The organism is Flavobacterium sp. LM5 (assembly GCF_002017945.1).
GTDB lineage: Bacteria > Bacteroidota > Bacteroidia > Flavobacteriales > Flavobacteriaceae > Flavobacterium > Flavobacterium succinicans.
This window is the reverse complement of sequence record NZ_MUFX01000001.1, coordinates 1,172,495-1,191,543: the sequence shown is the minus strand read 5'-3', so window position 1 is coordinate 1,191,543 and position 19,049 is coordinate 1,172,495. Positions and strand designations below refer to the sequence as shown.

General features: G+C 37.3%; 15 protein-coding genes. 2 read left to right on the top strand and 13 right to left on the bottom strand.

Annotated features, from left to right (window positions below):
- Positions 1 to 77: 77 nt before the first annotated feature.
- The 9 genes from BXU11_RS05070 to rfbC all read right to left on the bottom strand — a co-directional run bounded on the left by BXU11_RS05070 (position 78) and on the right by rfbC (position 10,255).
- Positions 78 to 1,106, bottom strand: coding sequence for a glycosyltransferase (locus BXU11_RS05070; RefSeq protein ID WP_078211230.1), 1,029 nt, complete (start codon positions 1,104 to 1,106; stop codon positions 78 to 80).
- Between the two features lies 1 nt (position 1,107).
- A complete protein-coding gene (locus BXU11_RS05065; protein WP_078211229.1) occupies positions 1,108 to 1,920 on the bottom strand; it encodes an FkbM family methyltransferase in 813 nt (270 codons plus the stop codon).
- Positions 1,920 to 3,197 (bottom strand): ABC transporter ATP-binding protein, encoded by a 1,278-nt coding sequence (locus BXU11_RS05060; protein WP_078211228.1) that lies wholly within the window; start codon positions 3,195 to 3,197, stop codon positions 1,920 to 1,922. Before BXU11_RS05060 ends, BXU11_RS05065 begins: the two co-directional genes overlap by 1 nt.
- A gap of 53 nt (positions 3,198 to 3,250) precedes the next feature.
- The gene (locus BXU11_RS05055) at positions 3,251 to 3,598 is read right to left on the bottom strand and encodes a four helix bundle protein (RefSeq protein WP_078211227.1); all 348 of its coding nucleotides are present in this window, start codon (positions 3,596 to 3,598) and stop codon (positions 3,251 to 3,253) included.
- Positions 3,599 to 3,742: 144 nt separating this feature from the next.
- Entirely contained in the window at positions 3,743 to 4,612 is an 870-nt protein-coding gene (locus BXU11_RS05050; protein ID WP_078211226.1) for an ABC transporter permease, read from the bottom strand.
- A gap of 540 nt (positions 4,613 to 5,152) precedes the next feature.
- Positions 5,153 to 7,003: a nucleoside-diphosphate sugar epimerase/dehydratase gene (locus BXU11_RS05040; RefSeq protein ID WP_189318517.1), complete on the bottom strand. Its 1,851-nt coding sequence runs from the start codon at positions 7,001 to 7,003 to the stop codon at positions 5,153 to 5,155.
- A gap of 357 nt (positions 7,004 to 7,360) precedes the next feature.
- Positions 7,361 to 8,230 (bottom strand): glucose-1-phosphate thymidylyltransferase RfbA, encoded by an 870-nt coding sequence (gene rfbA / locus BXU11_RS05035; RefSeq protein ID WP_078211223.1) that lies wholly within the window; start codon positions 8,228 to 8,230, stop codon positions 7,361 to 7,363.
- Positions 8,231 to 8,294: 64 nt separating this feature from the next.
- Positions 8,295 to 9,149 (bottom strand): dTDP-4-dehydrorhamnose reductase, encoded by an 855-nt coding sequence (gene rfbD / locus BXU11_RS05030; RefSeq protein ID WP_078211222.1) that lies wholly within the window; start codon positions 9,147 to 9,149, stop codon positions 8,295 to 8,297.
- A 557-nt stretch (positions 9,150 to 9,706) separates the two neighbouring features.
- Entirely contained in the window at positions 9,707 to 10,255 is a 549-nt protein-coding gene (gene rfbC / locus BXU11_RS05025; protein WP_074917539.1) for a dTDP-4-dehydrorhamnose 3,5-epimerase, read from the bottom strand.
- 1,406 nt (positions 10,256 to 11,661) lie between these two features.
- Between rfbC and BXU11_RS05020 the strand changes: the two genes are divergently transcribed.
- Positions 11,662 to 12,495, top strand: a complete 834-nt coding sequence (locus tag BXU11_RS05020; RefSeq protein ID WP_078211221.1) for a hypothetical protein — start codon at positions 11,662 to 11,664, stop codon at positions 12,493 to 12,495.
- A gap of 835 nt (positions 12,496 to 13,330) precedes the next feature.
- Here the strand turns inward: BXU11_RS05020 and BXU11_RS18020 are convergent.
- A complete protein-coding gene (locus BXU11_RS18020; protein ID WP_223253668.1) occupies positions 13,331 to 13,705 on the bottom strand; it encodes a hypothetical protein in 375 nt (124 codons plus the stop codon).
- A gap of 20 nt (positions 13,706 to 13,725) precedes the next feature.
- Positions 13,726 to 13,911, bottom strand: a complete 186-nt coding sequence (locus BXU11_RS18015; RefSeq protein ID WP_223253667.1) for a hypothetical protein — start codon at positions 13,909 to 13,911, stop codon at positions 13,726 to 13,728.
- A gap of 552 nt (positions 13,912 to 14,463) precedes the next feature.
- Between BXU11_RS18015 and BXU11_RS05005 the strand changes: the two genes are divergently transcribed.
- Positions 14,464 to 15,204, top strand: a complete 741-nt coding sequence (locus BXU11_RS05005) for a tyrosine-protein phosphatase (RefSeq protein ID WP_078211219.1) — start codon at positions 14,464 to 14,466, stop codon at positions 15,202 to 15,204.
- Between the two features lie 322 nt (positions 15,205 to 15,526).
- Here BXU11_RS05005 and BXU11_RS05000 read toward each other — a convergent pair whose 3' ends face one another.
- Together BXU11_RS05000 and BXU11_RS04995 are read right to left on the bottom strand one after the other, a co-directional pair.
- Positions 15,527 to 17,902: a tyrosine-protein kinase gene (locus BXU11_RS05000; protein ID WP_189318505.1), complete on the bottom strand. Its 2,376-nt coding sequence runs from the start codon at positions 17,900 to 17,902 to the stop codon at positions 15,527 to 15,529.
- A complete protein-coding gene (locus tag BXU11_RS04995; protein WP_078211218.1) occupies positions 17,903 to 18,682 on the bottom strand; it encodes a polysaccharide biosynthesis/export family protein in 780 nt (259 codons plus the stop codon).
- Positions 18,683 to 19,049 lie beyond the last annotated feature (367 nt).

Here is a 19,049-nt window from a genome sequence, read left to right as displayed (position 1 = left end):
TCTTTTTGGATTTTGAATTAATCCAACCTAAACACACTATTTGTTACAGGGAATTATGATGGAGACTTTGGGGTTATTCATTTTCTTTTATAAAAAATTAAAGACTTGATTAGTAACTTTATTTCCTCTTTTAATTTAAGACTGAATCCAAATGATTTTTTAATTGCAAAATACTGATAAAAGTTTAATGGATAAAAGTTTTCTCTATCAACAAAATATCTTTTTGTCTTTTGATGATACAAATCCATCAAATAAAACTGAAATCCATTTGAATGAAAAAATTTATTAGAATTAGCTAAATTCATTTTTTTCTTTAAATGGAAGAACTCTTTAATTTCACTATAAGTAACATCAATATTTCTCTGCATAATTTTCTCTAGTAGCTTATATTCATAGCTATTAAATGAATAATCTATATAATTTAGCATTTTAAATCTAGATTGCAATGCCGAATGAGCTTGTTGGCACTCTCTTTTTTTGGAAACTTGAGTAGCATGAACTCTGTATTTTAATAAATTGTCTTGGATATTATGTAACTTCCCAAATTGTAACAACCTTACCCATAAATCATAATCTTCGGCTGGTTCTTTATTAGAATCATAAGTAATAACATTTTCTTGTAATACAGAATGGCGAATCATCACAGATGGATGTGCTATGCAATTTCCTTTAAGTAGTCCTAACTTAATAGCTTCATTATCTTCAGGCAAGCTTATTATTTTCTCTGTTTCTATTATTCTAAAGTTACTACCACACAAAACAACATCAGGATTTGAATCTAAAAATGCCACTTGTTTGGCAAACCGTTCCGGCAAACTAATATCGTCACCATCCATTCGAGCTATATACTCGCCTTTCGCTACTTTTAATCCGTAATTAAGACTAATAGTATAACCTGTGTTAACAGGTTTTTCAATTAATTGAATTCTAGAATCTTTATTTTCCTTAATAATACTAACTGTTTCATCGGTTGATGCATCATCAATAATTAAAAATTCAAAATCAGTAAATGTTTGATTTAAAATGCTATCAATTGCTTCCTTGATATATAACTCGCAGTTGTATACAGGCATTAAAACCGTTATTTTGGGATTAAGAATATCCAATTTAAAGCATTTTACTTTTTATACCAATAGTCAATTCTCCTGTTTCAAATAAAATGAAATCATATTTTTTAAGTATAGAATATATTTTATCTCTTATTTGAAACTCATCATGTACTTCAACAGCAATTATTTTTGTAATTGACAAAAAAGACAAATCCACATTATCATCAAAAATAAAACGTTCCGCTCCTTCAATATCAATTTTTAATAAAGTAATGATATCAAGATTATTTTCACTAACAATTTCATTAATTGTTATTCCCTTAACAGTACCGTTTTTATTTGCCGAAGTTGAGAAAGACCAATCTAAACCATCTCTAAAATCAGAGGTCACATCAAAATTTTCATTAATATTTCCTGATATAGCTCGATGCATAATATTTATAGTATCAGCATTCTCTAGTTTATCAATATTCTTTTTCAAAATTTCAATATTTGACAAAGAAGGTTCAATGCAAAAAATCTTAGAAAAATGATAGTTCTGGGTAAAGTATGTTGTTGTATAACCTACATTAGCTCCACAGTCAATCAAAACTGCACTTCCACTAGTATCATTCAACTTTAATAAAGAAAGTACTGTTTTATACTCTTCAAAATTAAAAATCTGCTGAAAAACACTAAAATCACTATGATTTTCATCGCGTACATATAAGACAAGTCCATTTTGTAGTTTTACTTGATAGCAATTCTCTACAACTTGTTTTATACTTTCAACAATTGAATTAGAGACTAATCGATTAACAAAAATTTGCTTCTCCGTTTGTTGTAATGGAAATAAAATCCTATATATTTTTCTTAGTTTTCTTAGTTTCATTAAATCAATTCTTTATATTGAAAATCCATTTCAAAATCAAATAAAACTTTACTTTGTTTGTTAGGAACAAGTTTTCCATTTCTATAATAATTCCCTTCAAAAACTTCAAATACATACGCATTATCAATCCAATCTGCACATTGATTATCAACCGTAATATATACAGTCACATAATATCTCCCATTATTTAATCTATTAATTGGGAATTTTATGTTTATCTGATTAGGAATCACTTTTGATTCTTTCTTTATTAAACTAGAACTAATCCAACAAACTCTCTGTCCAAAATCATCTTCTATTCCTAGATCAAAAACAATTCTATCTAAAGAAACATTTGCAGGGTTATCAAAATTAATTGACATATTCAATGGAGTACCTGAACTTGCCTGTACTTTTTCATTCACTCCAAAAACTTTTATATTGGTAAATAATATTTTTTTATTTCCAGATCGTTCTTTAATATTAAACAAATCATTCTCAACATTTGACACTTTCAAATAACGACTCACACTCTCCTCAATCCCCCCTTCAAACACCACTTTACCCTGCTCCATTACTATCCCCCTAGTACACAAACTCTTTACCGCCGCCATATTATGACTCACAAACAAGACCGTTCTACCTTCGCCTTTGGAGATGTCTTGCATTTTACCAATAGCTTTCTTTTGGAATTCTGAGTCACCTACGGCTAACACCTCATCGATTACTAGTATTTCAGGTTCTAAGAATGCGGCTACGGCAAAGGCCAAACGCACCGTCATTCCGCTGCTGTAGCGTTTCACTGGGGTATCAATATAGCGCTCACAACCCGAGAAGGCAATGATTTCGTCTAACTTTGCAGTGATTTCTTTTTTGGTCATGCCTAGAATCGCACCGTTTAAATAGACATTCTCCCGTCCGGTGAGTTCGCCATTAAATCCAGTACCTACTTCGAGCAGGGAAGCAATTCTTCCTTTCGACTTAATACTCCCAGTTGTCGGTGCGGTTACTTTGGATAAAATCTTCAATAAAGTCGATTTCCCCGCGCCATTCTTGCCAATTATCCCCAACACTTCACCTCGTTGTACCTCAAAATTAATATCTTGCAAGGCCCAAACATAGTCGGATGTTCCTTTGGTGCTGCGGTCATTGGTCTCTCCAATTCTTAGATATGGATCTTCTTTTCCACGTATTTTGTGCCACCAACGGTTCAAGTCGTGACTGAGCGTACCCGTCCCAACAGTACCTAAACGGTATTGTTTGGAGATGTTTTCGGCTTTTAGGATGATGTCTTTCATAGTAGTAGTGAGAGGTGAAGAAGTGAAAGGTGAGAAGTAAAAAATCACTTCAACTATTTCTTTAATAGATAATTTTTCATTCCTATAATCAAACTTTTTACCTCATTAATACTATTATCTACTTTCAAATCTTCATTTAGATATTGTAGACGAATCGCTATCAGATATTGTGTTTCCACTTCAGCTAAGGAACCCAAAGCAATATATAAAAATTGAATAAACTCTTTATCACTTTTTCGCGCTGCTCCTTCTGCAATATTTGAGGGTATTGAAACTGCAGCTCTACGCATTTGACTTGTTAAACCAAATTTTTCCGTATCGGGAAACAAATTAGTAATTTGATATACTTGAAGCACCAAATCCATACTCTTTTTCCAAACCTCTAAATTCTTGTGATTCATTTTTATAAATTATTCATAATAAACATTTTAACCTTTCTCACTCCTCACCCTCTCACCTCACCCTCTCACCTCTCACTTCTCACCTCTCACTCCTCACCCTCTCACCTCCCACTCCTCACCTTCTCACCTTCTCACTCCTCACTCCTACACCGTATCAATAAAACTTTTCTCTGTTCGATTAAAAACCAACAACCCCATGAAGAAAATCACTACAGTAAATACAACAGTATAGCACAGTCCCGAAGGAGCAATCGACCCGACTTGCAGCAACATATAACGCGCTGTTTCGATGCAATACGCCAGTGGATTGTAATGCACTAGCCAACCGTATTTTGGCAATTTATCTTCGATAAGAGATAACGGATACATGACAGCAGAGAGATACATCAACAACTGTACGCCAAAACCTATCAGATGGGTAAAATCGCGGTATTTAGTGACCAAAGAAGAGATAAGCATTCCTAACCCTAACCCCAAAATCCCCATAATAGCAATAAGCAAAGGAAGAAAAACAACCGACCAATGTAGAGCTACGGCAGCACCTTGAAAATAAAAGAAAGCGTAAAAAGCAAAGAAAATCCCAAACTGAATCCCCAATTTGATCAAATTAGAAATCACAATTGAAAGCGGGGTAATAATTCTTGGAAAATACACTTTCCCAAAAATACTAGCATTTGCCCGAAACGTATCCGAAGTACCAGTTAGACAGGCCGTAAAATAATTCCAAACGGTAATCCCCGCCATATTGAATAAAAACGGCGGCACGGTACCCGTCTCGATTCCTGCAACCAAATTAAAAATAATGGTAAACGTAATAGAAGTAAACAACGGCTGAATCAAGTACCACAGCGGCCCCAACACCGTTTGTTTGTAAACCGTAACCATATCGCGCTTCACAAAAAGCAACAACAAATCACGGTAGGTCCAAACCTCTTTGAGGTGCAACGAAAAAAAATTGTTTTTGGGTGTTATTTCAAACAACCAATCTTCATTGGATGGAGGTGTGGTATTCATACGTAGTACTAAGCTAGAGCCAAAGAAGAATGGCACTCTAAATTGTTGGGACAAAGATAACATTAATCTTGCATACCGAGCAACTACTTCCCCTCCAATAAAAACAGACAACTCTTAACAGAAAACAACTATATTTTTAGTTTTTAACCACCCCAACATCAAAATAATTCGTGCCTTCGTGGCCATACGCCCTCCAACAACTATTTGCGCCCTTGCGTCTTCGCGGTGAAACTCAAACCATATTTTCAAAAAGAATTCGTGCATTAGTGGCCATCTTCTCCAACAACTCCTTGCGCCCTAGCGTCCTCGCGGTGAAACCCACACTATCTATCCAAAAAGAATTCGTGCATTCGTGGCTATACCTCCCCAAACAACTCTTTGCGACATCGCGTCTTCGCGGTGAAACTCCCCACAATCTTTTCAAAAAGAATTCGTGCATTCGTGGCTATACCTCCCAAAAAAAACAAAACCCTTTCAGAGTCTAAAACTCAGAAAGGGTTCAAAAAAAAATGTTACATTAGTGGCTATTCTAAACTACCACTATCTATCCAAAAACTGATAAGATGAATTCATACTCTTAAACTCAGGCACAATTGACTTCATCTTACTCACTATATCATCATTATTAAAAAAAGGTGACATACCAATGAGTTCTTCAATGGCAACATGAAGGCTTTCAAATTCCTCTTGAATCTCCTCTGCAATCATGATCTTTTCATGATACGTTGGGATGGTCTTTGAAGTATCGTTCAATAATTCTTCGTATAATTTTTCTCCAGGACGCAATCCTACAATCTTAATCGCAATATCCTTATCCGGAATAAAACCAGCCAATTGTATCATTTTACGAGCCAAATCAATAATCTTAACCGGCTTGCCCATATCAAAAATATAAATCTCCCCACCTTTACCCATAGAACCGGCTTCTAATACTAACTGACAAGCCTCGGGTATGGTCATGAAATAGCGAATAATATCCTGATGGGTAATCGTTACTGGCCCACCTTCAGCGATTTGCTTAGAAAATAAAGGAACTACAGAACCGTTGGAACCCAATACATTTCCGAAACGAGTAGTAATAAACTTAGTGCCTTTCCCATTATGGTTTTGCAGACTTCTCAACTGCAACGACTGAACATATTTTTCTGCAATTCGTTTGCTTGCCCCCATCACATTGCTTGGATTCACTGCCTTATCAGTAGAAACCATTACGAATTTTTTAGTATGAAATTCGCAGGCCAAATCGGCCAAGTTTTTGGTACCTTCAATATTGGTTTGAATCGCCTGTGCGGGATTCTCTTCCATCAAGGGCACGTGTTTATAGGCTGCTGCATGATAAACTACTTGAGGTCCATAGGTAATAAAGATCTTTTTCATTACCTCTTTATTCCGTACATCGGCAATCTTGCAGTGCAAATGGGTATCTGTGGTAATCGCTTGTAATTCTAATGACAATTGATGCAAAGGTGTTTCGGCTTGGTCTACCAAAATAATAGCCTTTGGTTTAAAGGTAATCACTTGACGAACAATTTCACTACCTATAGATCCTGCGGCCCCGGTGATCATGATGACTTTATCTTTCAAATCCTTTGAAATGGTTTTGGTATCCAATATAATCGGATTACGCTCTAACAAATCTTCAATTTGAATATTTTTTACCTTATCGGAAATCTCTTTTTGATTTTCCCAGTTGGAAATCAAAGGTACTGTAAACACCTTATAATTAAACTCCAAACACTTATCTACAATAAAAAACTGCTGCTCTTTGGTCAAACTTTTATCTGCAATAATGATAGCATCTGCACCCACCGAGCGCATCAAAGTGGGCAATTTCTTTTTTTGAATTAAAATAGGTAAATCCAACATTCGTTTGTTGGAATTCTGATTGTTCTTATCCACAAAACCAACGATCTTAAATCGAGTGGGCGTTTCAAACTTTAAGGCATTGGCAACAGATATTGCATTGGCATCGGTTCCATATATAATAGTCCGAATTAATTTATTAGTGCCTTTATCTGAAAAATACAATTCAAAAGTTTGTTTTACTACCACACGATACAAAAACAATCCACAAAAAGAAAGAACAATATTAATAAACAAGGCAGTATTCAAAATTGCTTTCTCTCCTGTGCCAATTTCAAAAAAGAAATTAGCGATCAAAAAAACAATCAATACAGCCATTTGTGAAAAAAGTAATTTCACAGCATCTATATAGGAAGAATGACGAATAATACCCGAATAAGTACGAAACAACCAGAAGAAAAAAACGTTCACTCCCATTAACAGATTGATGTAAACTAAATAATGAGGTGTTAAAACATAGTCTAAACCAGTTCCTTTAAAAATCAAAACCGTAAAGAAAAATGTAACATTCAAGACCATAGTATCCATCAACACTATAATCCAACGAGGCAAGTACCTCAAATTATGAAGATTAAATTTCAAATTAGCTCTAGAAAAAAATTGGTTGAATAACGAACTCAAGTTGTAGGGTATATGGGATTAACAGCAAGTAAAAATACTAATTATTCGGAAAGCAACGACTTAAAAAATGTTAATAAATACGGGGATTCCAACAATTTCATGATTAACAAGTGAAAAGTGAATGGTAAAAAGTGATAGTGTCCAATAGTTAACCAAAACAATTAACCAATAACTGATATCAGCTAACCAATTAAATTTTTAACAATATAAACAGTTAAACTCTTTAAACAATTAACCTATTGCCAACAATAAACAATAAACCAACTAAACCTTATACCTCAACAATCCCAACAAATAATCACCATAACCTGATTTACGTAAGGGCTCCGCAATGGCTTGCAGTTCTTGATCCGTGATAAAACCTTGTCGCCACGCAATTTCTTCGATACAACCGACTTTTAAACCTTGACGTTCTTCTAACACTTGTACAAACTGACCTGCTTGCATCAAACTATTAAAAGTACCCGTATCCAACCAAGCGGTTCCACGGCTGAGAATGCCTACTTTCAATTTACCTTGCGCTAAGTACACCTTATTTACGTCAGTAATTTCATATTCCCCTCTGGCACTAGGTTGAATGTTTTTAGCAATTTCCACTACCGAATTATCATAAAAATACAAGCCAGGCACGGCATAATTCGATTTGGGTTCCAAAGGCTTTTCTTCTATTGAAAGTGCTTTTTGGTTTTTATCGAATTCGACTACACCATAGCGTTCAGGATCGGAAACATGATACGCAAAAACGACTCCTCCATCAGGGTTCGTATTCGATTGCAACAGTTCCTGCATGTGCGCCCCAAAGAAAATATTATCTCCTAAAACCAAGGCTACCGAATCCGAACCAATAAATTCTTCTCCAATCACAAAAGCTTGGGCTAAGCCATTGGGAATCGCTTGCTCAGCATAACTGAATTGACAGCCAATTTGGCTACCATCTCCTAATAACTTCTTGAAGTTAGGCAAATCATGTGGTGTAGAAATAATCAATATTTCATGAATTCCCGCCATCATTAAAGTGGACAACGGATAATAAATCATCGGTTTATCATAAACCGGCATCATTTGTTTACTCATCGCAAGCGTCAACGGATGCAAACGCGTACCGGAGCCTCCGGCTAATATTATTCCTTTCATTTTTGTTTTTGTATTAAGGACTATGAATTAAGTAGTAAGATTACTAACAACTGAAAACTGACAGCTACTTCAATAAACTCATGCATTTCATCAGACTCTCACGATATTCTGGAACAAGCACACCAAAAGTAGCTTTAATTTTACTTTTATCCAATAAAGAATATTGTGGTCGTGCAGCAGGGGTAGGATAAGCTGAAGAAGGAATACCGCTAACAGTACAATCAAAGCCCCCGATTTCTTGGATAGCCAGAGCAAATTCATACCAGCTGATTTCGCCTTCATTAGAAAAATGATAGATCCCTGCCTCCCAGTTAGAATGGGTAATAATGGTTAGTATAGCTTGAGCCAAGTCGGCGGCATAAGTTGGACTTCCGATTTGATCGTTGACTACATTCAAACTGTCTCGTTCTTGCATCAAACGCGACATCGTTTTGACAAAATTGGCACCAAAACTAGAATATACCCAAGAGGTTCTGATAATAATAGCTGCTGGATTGGCGTCCATGCACGCTTTTTCTCCCGATAACTTGGTTTGACCATATACATTTATTGGTCCAGTAGGAGCAGATTCCGTTAATGGAGTAGCTGCCGTTCCGTCAAATACATAATCTGTTGAAATATGGATCAACTTACAATCGTTCACCGCACTCCATTGCGCCATAACTGCAACCGCTTGATGATTCAGCACATCCGACAATTCAAATTCCGACTCTGCCTTATCAACAGCCGTATGCGCCGCACAATTGATAATATAATCTGGTTTGATGCTAGATAATCGCCCCTCTAGATGGTCTAGATCACACAAATCCAATTCTTGGTAATCGGTAAAAATCCAATCATATTGAGCATATGTTTTTGACAAAACACCTAACTCAGATCCCAACTGCCCATTGCCTCCTGTAATTAATATTTTTTTCATATATTTTTTTTAGTACTTAGTGGTTAGTCCTTAGTAATTAGTTAAAAGTAATTAGTTAAAAGTAATCCTTGCATAGGGACAAATCCTCCATTCGTAGCCATACCCTCCAACAACTCTTTGCGCCCTTGCGCCTTAGCGGTTCAACCACCCACAAACTTTTCAAAACAATTTGCGACCCGAGCGATAGCGAACAGACGAAGTAATTTGCGGTAATCCACCCACCATCTTTAAAAAAACATTCGGCCTTCATCACCATCCCTTCAAACAACTCTTTGCGTCATTGCGGTTAAACTACCCTCCATCTTTTCAAAAACAATTCGTGCCTTCGTAGCCATCCTTACCCACCCTCTTTTCAAAAAAATCCGCTACATCCGCTACATCAGTCTCCATCCGCGTCCCATTCCACAAACTTTTCAAAAACAATTCGCCCATTCGTGGCCATCACCTCAAACAACTCTTTGCGCCCTTGCGTCTTTGCGGTTCAATCACGCACAAACTTTTCAAAAAACATTCGTGCATTCGTGGCCTTTCTCAACCGCAATGATCAACACTTTTCCCTAAAACTGACTATTACAAGTAGCAAAATCAGGCAAAATCAAATCCTTATCCGACACAATAGCTTCCTTCAAATCCATGCCCCAATCAATATTGAGTGTAAGATCATCAAAACGAATCCCTCCTTCACTGGCTTTGTTATAAAACTGATCACATTTGTACAACACGACTGCCGTTTCACTCAAGACCGAAAATCCGTGCGCAAAACCCTGAGGCACTAACAATTGCTTTTTATTGCCGGCCGTCAAACGAATCCCAAAATGTTGCCCATAAGTAGGAGAATCTCTTCTCAGATCAACCGCCACATCCATAATCTCACCATGCAAGACACGCACCAACTTGGTTTGTGCAAAAGGTGGATTTTGGTAATGCAAGCCTCTCAAGGTCCCCTTTTGAGAAAACGATTGGTTATCTTGCACAAAATCAATGGTAATACCAAGGGTATTCATTTTGTTTTTATTGTAGCCTTCAAAAAAATACCCGCGACTGTCTTCAAAAACATCGGGGGTTAGCACTACTAAATCTTTGATAAATGTTGCTTCTAAATTCATGCTGCAAATTTAAATTTTTATTTAAGAAGAGAAAGAGGTTGATAGGTTATATTGGTTAATCGTTTAACGGGTTAAAGGTATAGTTCGTTAAATGGATAAATAGCTGAGTGTTTAACGGGTGTTCGTAATGAAAAGTGGCTTACTGTTGCATGTCATCTCGAGCAGTTTATACTGAGTGAAGTCGAAGTACAGTCGAGAGGCTGCTAGTCCATTTTCTTTTCCCTGAACCTAAAAAAAGTAACTTCATGGATTCGTAATATGGTAAGGTGATTTTTTGATATTTTTTATCCCAACAGACAGTCTGAATTATGTGTTTCCAAACAGTATCGACTGCGCTCGACTTGACAATTATGCAGAACATCAGGTTAAGGGTTAATTAGTTTTCGTTATGAGTTATGAGTTTTGGGGTCTGTATTGTGAGCAAAGGTTGTCATTCTACCCTCTAACTTTAAGTGTCACCTCGAACTATAATTTTTATTTTAAAAAAAGCAATATAAAATGACATTTACATTATCAGGTTGAGCGCAGTCGAAACCCTTCTTATACAAAAACGTCAATGGTAGTAGTTTATACTAAGCGAAGCCTAAGTATAGTCGAAAAGCCTTCCCACCTTATAAAGTCTTTGTGGTCATTTCTCCACACACAACATCAACTCGAGAAATTTGCGACCCGAGCGATAGCGAACAGACGAAGTAATCTACGGCCAAATTTTTACCACAAAGAAACACTAAGAAGTCACTAAGTTGCACAAAGATTTATAGATCACTTGTCTACCTTGCTGTTAAAAATTTGGAATTTTAAACATTAGAATTTCTTAATTCGTGGCCATCTTCTCAAACAACTCTTTGCGTCCTTGCGTCTTCGCGGTTCAACACCAACCATCTTTTCAAAAAAGCATTCGTACATTCGTGGCCATCCTTTCAAACAACTCTTTGCGTCCTTGCGTCTTCGCGGTTCAACTACCCACCATCTTTTCAAAAAAGCATTCGTGCATTCGTGGCCACCCCTTCAAACAACTCTTTGCGTCCTTGCGTCTTAGCGGTTCAACACCAACCATCTTTTCAAAAAAGCATTCGTGCATTCGTGGGCCATCCTTTCAAACAACTCTTTGCGTCCTTGCGTCTTCGCGGTTCAACTACCCACCATCTTTTCAAAAAAGCATTCGTGCATTCGTGGCCACCCCTTCAAACAACTCTTTGCGTCCTTGCGTCTTAGCGGTTCAACACCAACCATCTTTTCAAAAAAGCATTCGTGCATTCGTGGGCCATCCTTTCAAACAACTCTTTGCATCCTCGCTTCTTAGCGGTTTAACTTAACCCATAGTGACATTTATGCCATTTTGTGTTCAAAAATGACAACAATAGAAAACCGAAAATAATTTTCAATATCTTGCAATAAAAAAAAATATGGCAAGAATAATCGCTCCTTTTCAAATTGAAGGCACCCTCCATGACACCAACTTTTATGTAGATCAGGACAACATCAATCGGGCTCGGGAGAAAGCAACATCTTCCATGACCTCCGAAAAATATTGGACACTACCAATTTATCACAACGTACGCATGCAGAGTGTCGAATTTGGACAAAGTGTCGTCATTTCCAAAACATTCCAAAGATTAGTATACCTGTTCAACAAAAACGCCAAAGATGGTAGTTTTGCAGGGCGATCCAACAAACTCCTTTTTGAAATTCTAAAAGAAGATCTTCATCGAAAACGCGGGGAACGATTGGTAACCGAAGGCATCAAATCCAAGTATGGCCAAGAACGGCTTCTAGGTTTTGAAAGCAACAAATTACGTCCACTTCATCAAGTGCTAGCGCCCAAAAAATGGGAAATCAAAGACCATAGCTTTTGTTTTCCGGGGTGTGTGATGGAAACCGACATCTATTGGCCTTCAGACGCTACACATGTGACTTTCAATTTGGCCATCGCCAATTGGAACATCGCCACCAATCACTTTAACACTCAATATGGTGAAGCGCAATTCTTCTCCAAAACCACTATCCCACAAGACATCACCATAACCGTCACTCCCCCTTCAGAGGAAGACCTCCACCTCACTTTTTTGTTTATTGGATTCTCAAAACAACAAGGTAGCAAACACCTCCCATTACACCGCAAACACAACACAGCCACCTTGGTTCAATATCACTATTTTCCAGAACATCCCAAGGAATCTAACCCAGCCCCAGAAGAAACCCTAACCCTAAATTTAAAACCCCCATTTACATTTTCCTAACTCCAACAAAATAACCCTTTCAGAGTCTAAAACTCAGAAAGGGTTTAAAAAAATTCATGCGTTCTGATCCATTCACCACCTTAACAATGGAATAGAAATAGGATTTAGCCCACTCACTATAAAATTATCGCATTCGTGGACATCCACTCAATCAACGCATTACGTCCATCGCGTAATCCTTTGTGAACTTCTCAGTTAAACCATGAACAATAAACAACAACCCTACTAAACAACCTTTGCGCCCTTGCGTCTTTGCGGTTAACCCTTAAACCCCAAAGAACACCCCCTAAACGAACTTTGCGCTCCCTTGCGTAACCCCTTGCGAACTTCGCGGTTAAATCTTAAACAAGAAACTTTCTCAGCGTCTTAGAGGCCTCACGGTTAACCCCTAAACGACCTTAAACAATCTTAAACCATGAACCAAGGAACTACAAACAATAAACTGCAAACAACAAAAAAAAACTTCTAGAGTCCAAAACTCTGAAAGGGGTTATCCGTATTGTCGTGACAGCTTAAACCTTATTCAGCACTTCCTTTTACTTTGAAAACCCTTACCTGATTTTGAAACCATGGCAAAGAGGCAAGCTATTGCTATTCGTTTGATTTTATTTGACCCCAATGACTTTGCATTCATTTTACTTACAACTTTCTTTCTAGTCTTAGCCTCCAATTCTTGCAGAGATACTTTAGCAACGGTACCTCCTTGTTGTGCTACTATTTGATTATCTTCAAATGTTTTAGGTTGCACAATCTTTAGCGGAAGCCTCTGCTAGCATATTTAAGATAAGCTATGTGTTCGTCATATTAACCCGAAGATTTTCTTTCTTCAATCCTTTCAAAACCTTATATTCTTTGGTGGTTCTATCCGACCATGCTTTGGTGATGATATCCGTAAGTGTAGCAAAGTGTATCCCTTCCCTTCTTTCATTCCCCTTCTTTTCCATTCATCAGAAAGCTCTTTTCTGATTTCAATACTTTTCAGCATTTGATTTATCCAATTTTCAGAATACCCCAATTGCAAATAACGCTCCAAAGCTCGATCAGTAGAAAGTTCAGGATCTTGCATTTCATCCAATCGCTCTGCGGCTATTTGCGCTAGCCAAAGCTTAAATGGCGCTGCTTTTGGCGAAGGGACGGACTGAATCAACCTAAAAAGTTGTTCGGTATCAGCCACATCGGTGATTCTCATTTTACCATCAGATGCTAACATTTTCAAACCGTGACAATTCGTCACATTTCATTCCCTTCTGCTTTTAATCGTTGTTTGAGTTTTCTCCAATAAGCCCCAGTATCTAGGCTATCTGTCAAAACCCCAATAGTATCGACTATCGAAAAATACCATTTTTCCTGTTCCGAATCCCATAGTGCAAGAACTTTTATATCTTCAAATAACTGTAAAGCTTGCTTTTGCATCATATCAATAGGTTTAAAAAAAATATAAGCATATATTTGGCATCTGGATGACAAAAAGCGATGATTAAGCAAGGAATTATCTGGTAATTTTGTCATCTCGACGAAGGAGAGATCACAAAAGCATCTACACCGCTGACCCTTCATGATTTTGTTTGACTAGCAATTTGGTTTAAAATGTACAGCTTATGGTTTTTGCCTCATGCCTTTTTACTTTTGGCTATGTACCATCATGATTTTGGTTTAAAGTTGTTAATAGTACATCTCTAACAACAAACAACCTTCCTGCCTTAGCGTCCTCGCGGTTAACCCTTAAACCACAAACAACAATCACCCTTTGCGCTCCTTGCGTAACCCCTTGCGAACTTCGCGGTTAAATCCTAAACAACCTTAAACTTTAAACAATTTTAAACAATGAACCATAAACAATAAACAACTAACAACCTTGTGCCCCCTTATGTCTTAGCAGTACAACTACCCACCATCTTTTCAAAAAACTTTCACACAAATCTATTTGTAAAACACGGAAACAAGTACTTAAATTCATATTTTTGCATCATGTTACACTTTTTCAAAACAAAACCAATACTTAAAGATGTAATTCCTTCCAATTATATCGACATCCATTCACACCTTTTACCGGGTATTGATGATGGTGCAACTAGCATGGACAATACCATCACCTTGACAAAGGAACTTTTACTGCTAGGCACAAAACAATTAATTACCACACCCCACGTCATACAATATGTTTGGCCGAATACTAAAGAAAAAATACTAAGTAATGCGGAAACCACTATAAAAACAATAGAAGAATCAGGACTTACCGTACCTTTCAAAGTGGCTGCAGAATATCTAATGGACGATTCTTTTCTACACTTATTCCAGAACGAAAGCCTATTGACACTAAAGGATAACTATGTTTTGGTTGAAATGTCATACATCAATGCACCTTTTCAATTGTACAATATTCTATTTGATTTAAAAGTAGCGGGTTATATTCCGGTATTGGCCCATCCAGAAAGATATTTATTCTATCATAAAAACATGGAGGAATATAACAAACTAAAAAAAGCGGGATGTTTTTTTCAACTCAATTTATTAGCAACAATGGGTTATTATGGAGGAGAAATTAGTAAAGTAGCCGACAAGCTATTGCAAAAAGGCATGTATGATTTTGTAGGCTCCGATGTACACCATGAAAAACACTTGAAAGCTTTTCACCAAAAATTAATGATAAAAGAAACCACTGGACTTAAAGAAGTCATCTCGAACAACCAATTTTTCGCATTTGATTAGTTAAATTGGAGTGCAAGCACATGGGCATACCATTCTAGTTAAGATTTTATCATCTTATAATTCAGCCTATCTTTTCAATCCATAAAATCTTCTTCCGAAAGTTAATAAACACAACAAAATCCGCAACCTGCTGGTAACGTAAAAAAAAATACATCGCATTTGTAATACTACTCATCACAACAAAAAACCCTTTCTGGGTTCATAACTCAGAAAGGGTGATGCTAAACAAAATCACTTGAACTTAGCTGATACAAGCAAAAAACCAAATAATTAAACCAAATCTAACAAGTTAACCACTAAATAGTTAACCACTTAACCATCCTTATATCTTAAATATAGTTTGATACCAAGGCTTTTTGTTCACTTGAACACCATATCCATATCCATATCCATATCCCTTCGTTGAGTCCGTATCATTCAACAACAAACACATATTAGGCAACTTACGCTCCTTGTAAAGAGCATTAGGTATAGCTAACATGCGCTTCTCAAGGAAATTCGCTCGAGCTACATAAACAAAAGTATCTGCATATTTGGCAATCAATAAGGTATCGGTAACCAAACTTACTGGAGCCGTATCCACTATGATGTAATCATAGTGACTCTTAAGTTCTTTAAAAAGAACATCAACCTTCTTGCTCATCAACAACTCTGCTGGATTAGGAGGAACCACCCCTGCTGGCAAAATCCAAAAATCTTCAAAATCAGGATGCTTGACTACAAAATCTTCCCATTTAGCTTCCTTACTCGACAAATAATTAGTAACTCCTCGTTCAGGTACCGTTAGATAATCACTCAATCGCGGACTACGAATATCCATACCAATCAATAGTACTTTCTTCCCTGATAAGGCAAAAGTAGAGGCCAAATTCACAGAAACAAACGTCTTGCCCTCACTCGGAAAAGTAGAAGTTAGAAACAAGGTTTTAGCGGTACCCTCTGGCACTTTCGTAAACATAAATTCCAAATTAGTACGAATGATGCGCAACGCTTCGGCCGAACTAGAACGGCTATCTGAATTCATCAACTCTCCTGGTGAGTCCGAAGTAGGAACATCTCCAATAAAAGGGATTGTGGAAAGCTTATCCAAATCCAAACGACTTGTAATTTTAGTATCCAACAACTCTCTTAAGTAAATTACTCCAAAAGGAACCAACACCCCTAAGAGAAGGGCTGCCAAATAAATGATATTGCTCTTAGGCGAAACGGCTACTGGGTTGGCTCGTGCGGCATCAACTACTCGAGCATTCGCCTCCGTCGCTGATAAGGCTATAGCTGTTTCTTCTCTCTTTTGCAATAAATACAAATACAACTCCTCCTTCACCTTTTGTTGGCGGGCAATGACACGAAACTGACGCTCTTGAGTAGGAATCTGATCAATCTTCACATTCATACTCCCTTGCTGTTGATTCAAATCACGCTTTTGAATTTCCAAACTCGTTTGTAAGCGTCTCAAACTCGATGCTACATTCTGCTTCATCGCATTAATTTGCTGATCCAAACGAAGCACCGTTGGGTTCTCTTCGGTAGCTGACTTCAATAAGCGATTGCGTTCTAGCAATAACTTATTGTACTCGGCGATCACATTTGATTCTTCTCCGGTACTAGACAGCAAATTACCTGGTAATAAATCATGACTGTTCGTATTCTTCAAGGCCAACAACATCGACGCCAAAACATCCAATTGAATGGCGGTCTCTACCTCTTTTTTATCATATTCAGAAGATCCCTGCACAAAAAGCTCGGCTTGCGTAGCTATATCGGTCAACTTATTATTCTGTTTGAACTCCTGCACGTCTTTTTCTACACCATCCAACTCTTGCGAAATCAACAACAAACGATTCGCGATGAATTTAGAGGTATTTTCAGAAATAAAATTCTTATCGGTAATGGCATTGGTATTGTAATTCTGAACCAAACGATCCAAAAAATCCTCCGCTTTTTCAGGAACGGCATGCACCATTGAAAGCGACACCACACTACTTGTTTTACTCACAGGAGCCACAGCAAAACTACCCATCAATGCATCCACCACTTGATCCAGAGGCTGCAAAACCAATAAAATAGGCTCCGCATCAATATCCTTATTAACAGCATCAGACTCCACGCGTAGTATCCCTACTTTGGTGTGAATGGGTTGCCCAAAAGAAAATGTTCTTTCCTTACCAAGTAAAATCCCTGACGAAGCACCTTCCTCGCCCTCATGTGGCAACAAGCTAAAGCGATTGCCCGCCATCTTTTTAATCTGAAGGGTGGTAGCAGTAGTCTGAAAAAGAGCATTGGTCTCCGTAAAATAAGCCCGCACTCCTTTGGTACCATAGAGCTCGCTAGTTTTTACATTTCCTTTGGCCAACAACTGTACCTGAAATTGTAATTGTTGTACGGTAGTGGTAATTAAACTTCGCGATTTTAAGATCTCAATTTCATTATCCACATTACTTTTACCTTTCCCAAACCCCAAATCAGAAAATGCGGAGAACTCCGACATCAATCCCCCTTTGGAATCATCTTTCACCAAAACTGTGGTGGTAACTTTGTATTGAGGTACAGTGTAGCGAAGATACAAATAGGCAACAGCTACAAACAAAAAGATTGCAAGTACAAACCAACGCCATTGCTTCAAATACTTGCGGATTTCAATCATGATTTCAAAATCCTTTTCAATATGCTTGGCGTAGTCATTTTCTGGAATATTCATCTATTTGGAAGTTGTAATGATTAAGGTAACTAGAGTAATTAAAAGAGACGTAACAGAAATGATCACATTAGTATTCGGACCAATTCTAGCGCCATTTATTTTGGTTTTATTCGGCTCCACATAAATCACATCATTTTGGGACAAATAATAAAAGGGAGACTGAATAAAGTCGGGTTTAGTAATATCAACGCGATTAAAAGATTTCACGCCATTTACCTCACGGATCACTAAAATATTATCGCGACGCCCGTAAATCGTCAAATCTTTAGCCATACTCAAGGCTTCGATCAACGTAACTCGATCGGTAGTAATAGGAAAAGTCCCTGGATTATTCACCTCGCCTTGCAAAGAAACTTTAAAATTCATCACACGTAACGAAACCATGGGTTTTTTCACATAAGCGCGAATTCGTTGTTCTAAGTCTTGCAAAAGCTCCGTACGAGTCTTACCCGCTACAGCAAGCTTTCCCAATACTGGAAAATCTATAGTTCCCTTCTCATCAACCAAATACAATTGATTAACTTGTTGCCCTCCCATATCAGGACGTACTGCATTAGCGACCATCAAAGTGGTCAAATTAAAAGGCATGACATTTTCGGCATCGCCCCCTGAAACGACAATCATTAACAAATCATCGGGTTGAATCTTAATTTCGTAAGAAGTAGTAGGTGAGTTAGTAGTGGCATCGATACCCTGATAATAGACAATTTCCTTCGCATTCTGACACGAAGCCATCGCCAACAGCAGCAAAGCAAAGGTACATTTTAGTAGTTTTTTCATTGTAGCGTATTTGAGTCGGCAAATATACTATTTACTTACAAAACTTGAAACATTTTTCTTAAAAGCTTGTTAATACATAAACCCCTAAAAAACAACACATATTAAAACTAAAAACTATCTTACAACAACAATCACTCCTACAAAGCCTGTTTAGGATGCAAGCTACGTTAAAACAATTTGCGCATTTGAGTTAATATCTACCCACAAGCATTTCAAAAATAATCTTTGACCCAAGCGATAGCTAACAGATGAAGTAATCTGCGGCTAAATTTTAACCACAAAGAAACACTAAGAAGTCACTAAGTTGCACAAAGATTTTTAAATCACTTGTCTCCCTTGCTGTTGAAAATTTGGAATTTGGAATTTT